The organism is Catenovulum agarivorans YM01, from assembly GCF_000281085.1.
In the GTDB taxonomy this organism is placed as follows: Bacteria; Pseudomonadota; Gammaproteobacteria; order Enterobacterales; family Alteromonadaceae; genus Catenovulum; species Catenovulum agarivorans.
Map to the genome: position 1 here is coordinate 113666 of NZ_JH767522.1, position 12414 is coordinate 126079.

The 12414-nt window shown below is 38.5% G+C and carries 11 protein-coding genes; all 11 read right to left on the reverse strand.

The features are described from left to right. Positions 1-3 precede the first annotated feature (3 nt). On the reverse strand, positions 4-1269 hold the full coding sequence (locus tag WSC_RS0103190) for an ATP-grasp domain-containing protein (protein WP_016954455.1): 1266 nt from the start codon (positions 1267-1269) through the stop codon (positions 4-6). A gap of 3 nt (positions 1270-1272) precedes the next feature. Further along, a complete protein-coding gene (locus tag WSC_RS0103195; RefSeq protein WP_016954456.1) occupies positions 1273-2349 on the reverse strand; it encodes a DegT/DnrJ/EryC1/StrS family aminotransferase in 1077 nt (358 codons plus the stop codon). Next, positions 2346-3209: a glucose-1-phosphate thymidylyltransferase RfbA gene (gene rfbA / locus WSC_RS0103200; protein ID WP_016954457.1), complete on the reverse strand. Its 864-nt coding sequence runs from the start codon at positions 3207-3209 to the stop codon at positions 2346-2348. The genes WSC_RS0103195 and rfbA overlap by 4 nt, the downstream gene beginning before the upstream one ends. Beyond that, complete coding sequence (rfbB, locus tag WSC_RS0103205; RefSeq protein WP_016954458.1) at positions 3209-4246, reverse strand: dTDP-glucose 4,6-dehydratase; 1038 nt, start codon at positions 4244-4246, stop codon at positions 3209-3211. Before rfbB ends, rfbA begins: the two co-directional genes overlap by 1 nt. Further along, the gene (locus WSC_RS0103210) at positions 4231-5475 is read right to left on the reverse strand and encodes a glycosyltransferase (RefSeq protein WP_016954459.1); all 1245 of its coding nucleotides are present in this window, start codon (positions 5473-5475) and stop codon (positions 4231-4233) included. Before WSC_RS0103210 ends, rfbB begins: the two co-directional genes overlap by 16 nt. A 15-nt stretch (positions 5476-5490) precedes the next feature. Further along, on the reverse strand, positions 5491-7674 hold the full coding sequence (locus WSC_RS23875) for a bifunctional glycosyltransferase/CDP-glycerol:glycerophosphate glycerophosphotransferase (RefSeq protein WP_016954460.1): 2184 nt from the start codon (positions 7672-7674) through the stop codon (positions 5491-5493). Then, positions 7671-8096, reverse strand: coding sequence for an FAD synthase family protein (locus tag WSC_RS0103220; protein ID WP_016954461.1), 426 nt, complete (start codon positions 8094-8096; stop codon positions 7671-7673). Before WSC_RS0103220 ends, WSC_RS23875 begins: the two co-directional genes overlap by 4 nt. Before the next feature lie 3 nt (positions 8097-8099). Then, positions 8100-9674 carry a polysaccharide biosynthesis/export family protein gene (locus WSC_RS0103225; protein WP_016954462.1) on the reverse strand — a complete coding sequence of 525 codons (1575 nt, stop codon included), beginning with the start codon at positions 9672-9674 and terminating at the stop codon, positions 8100-8102. Further along, positions 9674-10858 carry a KpsE/RkpR family capsule polysaccharide export protein gene (locus tag WSC_RS0103230; protein ID WP_016954463.1) on the reverse strand — a complete coding sequence of 395 codons (1185 nt, stop codon included), beginning with the start codon at positions 10856-10858 and terminating at the stop codon, positions 9674-9676. The genes WSC_RS0103225 and WSC_RS0103230 overlap by 1 nt, the downstream gene beginning before the upstream one ends. Before the next feature lie 84 nt (positions 10859-10942). After that, positions 10943-11590: an ABC transporter ATP-binding protein gene (locus tag WSC_RS0103235; RefSeq protein ID WP_016954464.1), complete on the reverse strand. Its 648-nt coding sequence runs from the start codon at positions 11588-11590 to the stop codon at positions 10943-10945. Further along, positions 11587-12390: an ABC transporter permease gene (locus WSC_RS0103240; RefSeq protein ID WP_082196106.1), complete on the reverse strand. Its 804-nt coding sequence runs from the start codon at positions 12388-12390 to the stop codon at positions 11587-11589. The genes WSC_RS0103235 and WSC_RS0103240 overlap by 4 nt, the downstream gene beginning before the upstream one ends. Positions 12391-12414: the final 24 nt, after the last annotated feature.

The window sequence follows — 12414 nt, forward strand, 5'->3', positions numbered from 1 at the left end:
ATTTCAGAGTGTCAGCAATGACTCTACCGCATCTACTGAAAAAACAGGAATACCACAATTCGCTGAAACATCTAACCTTTCCGCAAAAGAGTCATCTATGAATATCGCGTCTTTTTCAATAATATAATTCGATTTGGGCGAAGCATCCGTTATATGGATAATTTCACTGAACAAGTCAGAAATCCTCAATTCTCTCAGTTTTCTATTTAAATCTCCTTTATGCCGCGTAATGAGGCTGACCAACTTCCCGTCATTGTGAGCTTTGTAGATTAGAGCCACCAATTGCAAATTAATTTTATTTTCGTTTATATATAAACAATCGTCGAAATCGCAATAAAGCTTGTTGAAACTTATACTTAACGTGTATCTGTTTGCTAAACAACGATGCATAGAAACATTGATGTCTTGCTCAAGCACTGAGACACTGTAGCCGTTGAATAGATACAAACTCAATTCGGCATAATTAATCCCTCTAACTCGGTTCAAAGCCATACTACCTGCAATCCGCACAGCAATTTCAAGTAAGCAAAGCTCTCCATGTATATCTTCTTTCACCTGAAAAAACCAAGCACCTTTTAACTTTAACGCACCATTAATTTTTTCAGCGAATGCCTTAAATTTTTCTAAGCCTTTAGCTACGTTCTCAGTAGATACTGCAATTCCATTCTTTACTGCTTTTCTTTCCCTTGGCTGAGCGGACAATAACTGTCCGGTGCCGTCAGTAAAACAATCAACTGTATATTCAGCCCCAGGTAAATATTCACAAATGACCATTCCTTCTGAATATCGGAATTCAAGTTCAGAATTGTCATTAATTTTGTATGCTCCTTGGCTGCCCTGTCCTACATCTGGTTTTATAAATACCGGAAAGTCAGAGACTTCACCAAATTGATAGGTTTTCGGGGTACGCACTACACCTTGCAGGCAGGCATAAGTTCTATTTTTGCTTCTTGCAATTTGGCAAGTCTCCAAATTGGGAGCAACGACAACACACCCCAATTCTCTCTCAATACTTTTTATAGCAATTGTCGCATCGTCATGAGCGGGAATTATGAAATCAATGCTATGGGACTGAACAATATCTTTGATGGCCGATTCAAATTCTGGGTCGCCAAGAAAAGGGACACCACTAATAAAATGTTCAAAGTCATACTGAGAATGGTCTGCAATCGAATTCGCACCAAACAAAGTTATATTTTTAACGTTTTTTAGAGATCGCGATATTTCCATACCAATCTCAGTCCCGCAAGGGACAATTAATACATTCATAGGCTATTCAATTGTAGAAATAATAGTTTGACAAATTGCGTCTATATCAGAGTCTTCCAATCCAAAGTAAGTTGGCAAACATAACACTCTAGTTGAAATAGACTCACTGTTAGGGCATTGATAATCTGTACTACTGAAGAAATTAAGAGAGTTTAAAGATGGGTAAAAATACCGCCTCGCAAACACTTGTTTGTTGCTAAGAGCGTTCGAAACTTTTAATAGAACTTCTTCAGATGGAAAGACTACCGGTACATAAGCTGCGTTATACTGTACGCCTGCAGAAATATCTTGGAATTGCAAATATTTACAAAGTTGTTCTTTATATCGGAAATAAACCCTTTGCCTATCTGCCAATATTTCATCTATATCATCTAATACAGCTAAACCAGCGGCCGCGTGAAACTCACTCATTTTGGCATTAATACCCACATGCTGAGGTACGTGATTTTGACCAATTCCAAAATTAATTAACTGTTTTGCCAGCTCATAGTGTTCGCTTTGCTTAAAAACGATAAAACCACCTTCAACAGAGTGAAATAATTTAGTGGCGTGCAAACTTCCAATTGATGCGTCTCCCGCCAGCCAAAGATTTTCGCTCGAGGAAAGCTTCGAGCCAAACGCGTGGGCACCATCATACACTGTACGCACACTGTGCTCTTTCGCAAACCTTTCAATATCATGAGTTTTACATGGATTTCCAAATACATGAGTTGCTAGCAATCCTTTAGTTTGCTCTGATGCGGCAAGGGCATTTGGATCTAGGTTCCAAGATTTAGGGCATATGTCTGTGTATACGCAATCAGCACCTTCCCACGCAACAGCTGAGCTAGTGGCAACAAACGAAAATGGGGTCGTGTGTACTGCTTTAGTGATGTTCAATGCTTTTAGAGCAATTTGAATAGCTAAAGTGCCATTTGCTACTAATAGCAAATGTTCAACACCTAGATAATCCTTTAGTCGACGTTCAAGTTGTTGGTGTAACGGGCCATTGTTGGTTAACCAACAAGATTGATAAATAGAATCAATGTACGCATCCAATTTCGTTCTATTTGGCAGGTAAGGTTTGCATACTGGAATCATGACACTATATTTCTCAAGTATTGACCGTAGCTATTTTTCTTGTAAAACTCGGCCTGTTTTAGTACACCTTCTTTCGTGATCCACCCATTGTTATAAGCAATTTCTTCTAAGCAAGCTACTTTATACCCTTGGTGGTTTTCAATCATCCTCACAAATTCACCAGCGTCAAGCAATGAGTCATAAGTCCCTGTATCTAGCCAAGTAAACCCCCTTCCAAGAAGTTCAACTTTTAATTTTTTCTGTTGTAAATACACATTATTGACAGACGTAATTTCTAATTCCCCGCGAGCAGATGGTGTTATTGATTTGGCGATCTCCACGACCGATTCATCATAAAAATACAGTCCTGTGACCGCGAAGTTAGATTTTGCTTTGCTAGGCTTCTCTTCGATGCTTACAACGTTCATGTCTTGATCAAATTCAACAACACCGAACCTTTCGGGATCTGTAACTTGGTAACCAAAAATTGTAGCCCCTTCTTTGGACTGTTTAGCTCTAAGCAACTTTGGTGACAAATTAGCTCCATAAAAGATATTGTCCCCAAGCACCATGCAAACAGGTTCACCGTTTATGAATTGCTCTCCAACAATAAAAGCATCTGCTAACCCCCTTGCTTCTTCCTGTACAGCGTAACTAATCTCAAGCCCAAACTGCGTACCATTCCCTAATAGAGATCTAAATTGTTCTATATAACTCGGAGTCGATATTATTAATATTTCTCTGATATCTGCCAACATTAGCACTGATATCGGATAATAAATCATTGGCTTGTCATACACGGGTAGCAATTGCTTTGAGCAACTAGTTGTCAACGGGAAAAGCCTAGTCCCTTCCCCTCCAGCCAAAATAATTCCTTTCATTATTTATTTCCACCTTGATATAAAGGAGCCCACCATGACTCATTGTTTAAATACCATTGGATTGTCTTTTTTAAGCCACTTTCAAAAGATTCTTTTGGCTTCCAGCCCAACTCTCTTTGGATTTTGCTATTGTTGATGGCATAGCGAAAGTCATGTCCTGGCCGATCATTGACAAATTGAATAAGCTCTTGGAACGATTCGGCATTCTTGGTGGAAACACCTAATTCTTCCAATTGTTGACATATCAGGTTAATGACGTCGATATTCTTATACTCGCAGTTCCCACCAATGTTGTAACATTCACCAGCTTGACCATTGAATGCAACCTCAAGCAATGCCGCGGCATGATCTTCAACGTACAACCAATCTCTAACCTGCAAGCCATCTCCATAAACGGGAACCTTATATCCATGGATAAGATTAAGTATCGCTAACGGAATCAACTTCTCAGGAAAATGAAAAGGTCCATAGTTATTGGAACAGTTGGTTATGACTGTAGGCAACCCATAAGTCACATTCCAAGCTCTAACTAAATGATCTGACGACGCTTTTGAGGCAGAATATGGGGAATTAGGTAAGTATGCTGAAGTTTCTGTGAACGGGAGGTCTTCCATATCTAGCTCACCGTACACCTCGTCAGTAGAGACGTGATGAAATACAAAGTTTCCTTTGCTTTCCGTGTCTAAAGTGTTGAAATATGCTCTAGCAGCTTCAAGGAGATTGTAAGTACCAACAACATTGGTTTGAATAAATTCCCCTGGACCTGAGATAGACCTATCAACATGAGACTCAGCAGCTAAATTCATAATAACATTGGGTTGAAATGCTTTTACGACATCAAATATATCAGGAGATGTTATATTTATTTTTTTAAATGAGTACCTGCTAGATCCTTCAACGCTCTTGAGTGAAGCTAAATTTCCCGCGTAAGTCAACGCGTCTAGGTTCAACACTTCATGTTGGGTGTTATTAACTATATGGCGAACAACAGCACTTCCAATAAAGCCTGCGCCACCCGTTACTATAATTCTTGCCATTCTATCTTCTCGCACAGTATATGTTTAATTGAATCTCTATGTACCTGAAGCTTTTTAGCTTGAGTTATCCAAATTAGCCTCAAAATACATTCATCTAGTTTGGGAATATTACATTTTTTGCCTGCAAGCAAATCATACAAAATCGCCAACAATTGCCTTTTAGATAAGCTCCCGCGCTTAAAAAATAGTACAACTTCTCTTACACAATTCATTGCAGGTGCACTTCCCAAGCATCGCTCAATAAAGCTAGCAACAAGTATTATGCTATGGATCTTGGTAGCCTCTAGAACAAAACTCTTTTTTATAGCCCAGCTTCCAAAGCTTCCAACACCTTGGGGTAGTTTGTTGTTTTCAATTTGGTTAGACACATTTGAAATGGCTTCCCCTAATTGATTCAACTCACTCTTGATTTTTGCTAAAACAAACTCAAAAATTTCAGGTTCAGTTTTGTTTTCTTCCAAGATATAAACGGAATTAGCAATTAGATTATGCTTTTTAGCAAGATATCTTACAAATAACTTCGAAGCGGCCCCTTGGTCACTACAAAAATCAAAACGAAGAGACTTTCCCAATTGGTGTACTCGGTATTCTATCAAAGGCCTAGAGTCATATTGCACCCACCCCAACGACAGAGCTCGCCAAAAATAGATGTGGTCAACGTTATTATCCATCACTCGGATCGGATCGATTTCACCAAATTTTTCATGGAGGTGCTTTCTAAAAGCATAACTCGCTCCAAATATAGGAAAAAATCCCATTTCAACCGCTTTGTTTACATCAAACTTAGTTGAGTGTATTGAGGTTGAATATCGAGTCTTGCCTAAATCATTTCCATCTTCGTCAACTTCATTAGCATTAGACACAACGAGCATACAATAAGGGTCTAAGAAAGCGTCCGATATACACCGTAACCGTTGAGAACTGGATATATCGTCTCCATCAGCCACAACCACTATATCTCCAGAACACTTTGCAAGGCCAAAGTTAAAATTTGCTACGCTCCCAACGTTTTCTTCGTGCCTAAAGTATTTTACAGTTACATGCTTTGGCACTCGAGACAACTCATCTTTTATACACGTATCCGTGTTATCAGAAGAGCAATCATCACAAATGACAAACTCAAATTCTTGTTCATAACACTGTTCAAAAATAGAGCGCAACGTAGTTCTTATGTAATCTTGCTGATTATATGTGATACAAAGAACTGATATCGAATTCTTGGCGTTCAAGATATGCTCAAAATCTTAATATTTGTCAGGCAAATCTTTAAAGACTTGCTCCACAACATACTCAGCTGATTTACCGAGTTCTAGAGAACAATAACTCTGGATAAACTGCTGGTATTTATCACAATAATTTTCAGCAACACTGTCAATTTGTTGAATACCTTTGATTAAATCATCTTCAGTTTTGTAAACTGGTCCAGGAAGTTCATTCTCAGGATCGATGTAAAAACCTCTCAACTTAGATTTATATCTCTCTAGGTCATACATATAAAACAAAATGGGCTTTCGCGTTACCGCAAAATCGAAAAAAATCGATGAATAATCAGTAATCAAGACATCGGTCACCGACAAGATTTCGGTAGTATCATCATAGTGAGATACATCTATGACAAAATCAGAATATTTACTCAAATTAGCATGCTTAGCAATCAGGTGGTGAAAACGAACCAACAATACACAATCATCCCCTAGCTGCTCTCGGAAACGCTCCAGATTCATTTTCACATCCATTTCAAATGACCACCCACTACCAATTCTTCTATCATCGCGCCAGGTAGGTGCATATAGAATTACCTGCTTATCAAGCGGGATTTTCAATTTATGCTTAATATTTTGAACCAAATTACTATCTGCTTTTACTAGTAAATCATTCGATGGATAGCCATGAGTTAACATTTCATTTTCAAAATTAAAGGCTCTTTTAAAGATTTGAGCTGAATATTGATTCGCTGCTATTAAATAATCCCAATTTTTAACCTCTTGCAAAAATTTGTCTCGAGCAGCTGTTTCAGGACCAGCTAACTCAATATCAAGCCCTAATCGTTTTAATGGAGTGCCATGCCATGTCTGCAAGTAGGTCGTATGCTTTGGCTTAACGGGCAGAGAAAATGTTATATTGTTTACCCAATAACAAGCTCTTGCTAAATACTGAAAATACTCAACGCTACCTCTATGAACTTGAATGACATTTCCCGGAATATCGAGTGTTTTTTTCCCTTGGTACACCCATACAGCTTGGAAATGTTTATCAGTCTTCAACAAGTATTCGTATATATACTTGGGATTGCCTCCGTAACATTTGCCAAAGTTGCTTTCAAAAACTATTAGGGTTTTATTTGGCTTAGATTTTTCAATATAAGATGTAAAAGGATGGGCCTTTCGCACGACAGCTTTTCTATAACCCTTAACTTTTGCAACTACGTTATTAAAAGTCGCTCGTCCTTTATTTCTAATACCGTAATAACTTGCTCTAATCGCGAAATTAGTTGGAGAACTTGCTTCTTGAATAAACTTAGCCATAGCACGGTGATATGGCCCTAGACTCTTAATACTGTTCAAATCTAACTGACTAATATAGTCCTTTGTAGCTTGATAAAAACTCTTTCTAAAGCCAAAACGTTTACTTTCATTAAAGTGCCAAAATACACGCTTCAAATTATGCTCATCAACTAGGTGAGGTTTATTAAATGTCCCTCTACTTTGCAATTCAAATTTTGAAACCAATATTGATTTAACACGATCTTCGATATGTCTAATTGAAGTCATTTGGTCTGTAATTGACTGCCTGCCTCCACCCCGCTGTCTCCATTTGTACGTGACAAAGGGGATAAGGCATACATTACTTGTACTTGCGTAACAGGCATACATAAAAGGTCGGTCAGCATATAAAAGTTCAGGATCCATCCAAATTTGGTTTTCTCGCAAGAACTCGGTTTTGAAAAGCTTGCCTAAGTACATGCCGTCTTGGAGCAACTGTGGTTTGCTCTCTAAATTAGTAGACTCTAAGTGAGATATATAATTACTATCAAAACACACTTCTTCACGATCTTCCTTACAGTGCCATTTAGATATAATTCCCGAAACGATATCACTGCCGTATTCTTCCGCGTAGAAGAATAACTTGTCGATACTAGAAGGTGGGCAAACGTCATCACAGTCGACAATCATGGTATATTTGCCTCTGGCAGCCTTTAACCCTCTATTGATAGTCGTTGCTCCACCAACATTACTCTGATCAATTACAATCAATGAACTATATCTTTGAGATAAATCGTTTAGAATTTCAAGTGAAGAATCAGGGCTGCCGTCGTTAATCGCAATAACTTCTACGTTTAACTTATGACCAGTACACAGACTATCAACACACTCCTTCAAAAATTCATCTGCTCCATAGACAGGCACAACAATTGACAAATCGATCATGATGATGCGCCCTCCACTGAATTTTTGTTAAAATAACTCAAAATCCCATCAATAATCTCTGAAGTAGAAACACCTTCAGTTCTAGGCAAATACACGACTTCACACAATTCTCTGTAGTGGTCAAATTTCCCTTCCCAGTCATTACCCATAACAAGAATGTCTGCGTTGTGAGCAGCTATATAGTCACCTTTTAATTCAAGTGATTCTTCAAGAAAAACATCATCTACACAGTGAATGCTATTAATAATCCTCATTCTTTCTTCTTGGCTAAATACAGGGTTGCGACCTTTTTTGCTATAGTTGAGCGCATCAGAAGAAACTCCAACAATTAACTTATCTCCTAACTCTCTCGCTCTTTCCAGTACGTTAACATGGCCTACATGGAAAACATCAAAGGTTCCAAAGGTAATAACTGTTGTCATATTCTACATCCCCAACACTACCGCAGCACTCACCGCGATCTGGTAAATAATTTGTGTTATATCTTTGCTAAATTGCAGGTACTTAGTATCCACTTTCGGCAGTATGAATATTTCATCACCGCCAACAATTTTAGCGCGTTTAAGTTTGCTGGTATCTTCAGCTAAATACTTTTCAAATTGACCGTTTTTATGCATAACAATCACGTAAGTTGAATCTTCACTTTGGGTGTAACCACCAGCTGAGTTTATATAATCAATGACACTTGAATCAGCTTCGTGGGTAATTGCACTTGGAAACACCACTTCACCATGCACCAATACCAGTGATGATTTGCTCGGTATGCGGATAATATCACCCTGCTCCAAATGGATATCTTTGAATACGTCTGCATTAGTCAAAATAACTTGACCACGTGGCTCGATATTTTTGGCGCGTTCAACCCATTGTAAAATAAGTTCGGCTTCTTTGGCTCTAAGTGCGGCGGCTTCCGCCGTATCTGAACGTGCAGTCAGTACGCTAGATTCAAGTGACTGCAAAGACGACTGCAGCATTTCTTTTTGCCGCGCTTTTACACTGTTTCTGAATAGTTGAATGCCAGATAAATCAGACAGGTTGTTTAGCTCTATTTGGTTAATCAGTTCAGTTAAAGTTGAACCATGTGGCAATACATACTCACGCTCACTTTCGTGTTCACCTTCAACTCTGACACTTATAGAGCGCGCTTTTTGGTCTGAAACAAATACTACTTTATCACCACTGTACAAAGGTGCTTCACTCGCTTGACCAATAGCATAATAGTCAACAAACTGTTCTGTGCCTGAGTTACGATAAATACGCACATGTGTAACCGTTGGGTCTGGTTTCACCATTTGTTTTACATATGCCAAATTAGTTTGGGCTTGTTCAAACTCTATTGAGCTTGCTTTAGCAACTAAACCTTCAACTGCTACGTGTTTTTTACGTGGGCTAACAAATATGGTGTCTCCGTCGCGTATTTGGTGCGGGGTCATTAAACCTTGGGTTAAAAAGGTATATAAATTAAAAGTTTCAATTGGCTGGCCACTTCTAATTAAGCGAATGTCTAAATAACTACCGGAAGTTGGGTGTATACCTTTGGCTTTGTCTAAAAAGTACAACACTGAATCTGACGATAAACCTGCATACAAACCTGGCTGCATTACATGACCGGTAACATATACTTTGACCGGTTGGGCACTTTCTAGCGTTGCATATATATGCACATTGCTTTGGAAAACCTGTTTTACCCGGTTTACCACAACTTGATTTAACTGGCTATTTTTCACCCCACTTACATGCACAGGGCCCACTTTAGGGATAAAAATATTGCCTTGTTTATCAATTTCAAAAATAGCATCCAGGCTAGTGCCACCCCAAATTTGCACTCGAATTTTATCGCCTATCGCTAATTGATAGTCTGGGTTAAAACCGTTAAACGACTGGTTAGCAAAGTCGCCATTAAATAACCAGTCACCATAAACTGGCGCAGCTTGTTGTACATTTGCACTTGCTGTAAAAGGTAAAAACAACAGGGCAATAATTATTAAATATTGTTTCATTAGTCTTCTTTATGCTCTTTTACTGTTGCAAGTATCATTACCAATATGCCGTACATCATCGCCAGCAATACTGTTAAGGTAACAAACCAATAAATTCGTCTTGGGTATAGTGCTTCATCTGCAATAGTTGCATGCTCTACTACCAATAAATGTTTGAGTTTTTTGTGCACTTCGGCACGTGTTGTTTCCAAACCAAGTAACGCGGCTTTATATACATCGGCAGCAAAATCTATCTGCATTTTTAATTGGCGATATTTAATGTCGAGCTCATTTAATGCTGTGTCTGAGTCACTAATTAACTTAAGTTGCTGCTCACCAATTTGTGTTTCAATCGCTTTAATTTGATTTTTTAACGTAACCACTTCGGCCGCGTTCGGGTTCATATAACTGAGCAGTGCTTCAAGTTCAGTTTTTTTGCTGATTAATAATGAATTCAATTCAGCAATGCTACCTAATACAGCTGTGCTTTGTTGTTCCGTGCTATAAACTTGCTGCTTATTCTGAAACTCGGTCAACTGACCAGTTAAGTCAGATAAATTTTGATGCGAACGATTGAGCTCTTTTTCAACAAAAGCAACTTCTTCAAGCGCAATTTGATGACCAAGCTGATTAATAAAAGTTTCAGCATGCTGAATAATTTCGCTGATTACTTGATATGAATAATCCGCCTCAAAGGTACGTACTGAAACTGTGATTAACCCAGAAATATCATCAAATTCGACTTGCACTTTATCTAGATAAAATTGGTAGAAGTCTTCAAAAGTAGCACCTGTTGCCAAACGGCTAAACCAATCAGCATTTGAGTTACTAAAGTGCGTTCTTAACTGAACATTTGTATCTAGGTGTTTAAGCATATCTTTCGACAAGATATGTTTTTGAATTAGATAAGCATCTTTCGACTGGCCACCATCAATGCCAAGCAAAGGTAGAGACGCACCAGCGGCCAAGTTAGGTTCGTCGGAGGTTTTAATCACTAAGGTAGCGGTAGACTCATACTGGTCGCTAGCAATCACAAACAAATAGATAGCTAACGCAACCACAGGCACAACCAGCCAAGCAACATAATGGAACGACAGCACCATTTTTGATGATGTATCTGCTCCTTCTTTTGCTAACCTAAAGCCAATTGAGTCTAATAAAAAAGCTTTGGGTGAACGGAATAACTTTTTTAACTTCCGTGCCATCTAAGTACCACTAAATTCAGTTCGAGTCATAAAAACGCGCCATTATATCAAGATATCTGCACACTTGTAGTGAAAATGTCATAATTAGCATTGATATTGCTTAATTCCATCTTCAACATTGTCGAAAAAGTGTAATTGACGATCTTGCAAAACAATTGCCATATCACATTGTTTACGCAAAGTAGACATATCGTGAGAAACCATGATTACGTTGGCATTTTTGCGTTTTTCCGCCATAGATTCTGCACATTTTTTGCGAAATGATGCATCACCCACAGAGGTTATTTCATCAATTAAATACAGCTCAAAATCAAACGCCATACTTAAAGCAAATGCCAAACGTGATTTCATTCCCGACGAATAGGTTTTAATTGGTAACTCAAAATAATCACCAATTTCCGAAAATGCTTGCACGAAATCACAAGTTTTTGCAATTTGCCTATTACCATAAACACGACAAACAAATTCAACATTTTCTCGCCCAGTCATACTACCTTGAAAACCGGAGGCCAAAGCCAACGGCCACGAGATACGCTTATTTGAGCGAATTGTGCCTTTATTGGGAAAGTCGATGCCGCCTAATAAACGCAATAAGGTAGATTTACCCGCACCATTTGGCCCAAGTATAGCTACATCACGTCCTTCGGGAATGGTAAAAGTAACATCACGCAGTACGTACTTTTTCCCCAGTTTAGTTAGGTAATATTTGGTTACCTTATCCAACTCAATCATGTTGCTATCATCCGTGTCCAATGCATACGATATAAGCGCATGGCGATAAACAAACTAACCAAAGCACAGCAGAATAAATACCACAAACTTGCATGGTCTGAAGTGAAGTTTTCAATAAACCCAGCTCTAAACAGCTCAACCGCATGTAACACTGGATTCCAAATTAGGTAAACATGGTATTTTTCAGGGATCATATCCAGGGTAAAGAATATGCCTGAAATAAACATCATAGGCTTCATTAAAATGCCTAAAAATTTGTCGCTTTCAGGGAAAAACTCAATAGCAAATGAGGCAATCATACCAAATGAGGTGGCAAAAATGGTTAACAGCACAACTATCATTAAACAATATAAAATATCGTATATTGCTACTTGATAACCAGCCCACCAAAACAAAGCAAACAAACTGACTGAGGTAAATAAAAATATACCCATCTCAAGGATTACGCGTGCACAATAAGTATTTATTGGTTTTACATAACGGTAGTGGAATAAGCCTCGGTTTGCTGAGCAAGCATTTTTGCATTGATTAAATAAATTTTGAAAAAGTAAAAAAGGCATAATGCCGGTGTAAATAAAAATTGGCGTTTCTACCCCACCAAAACCTTCACGTGCACGCACACCAAAGATCACTGAAAAAATAATAACGTGCGCAATAGGTTCTGCTAATGCCCAAAACACGCCCAACCTATAAGTGCCAAAACGGGTTTTTAGCTCGCGTAAAAAAAGCGCAAAGATTACGTCACGCATCACCTGAAATGGGTTGCGTTGTATTCTGTATTGAGCGGGCTGAAATGACATTTGTAAAACTCTCTTGTGTGATCG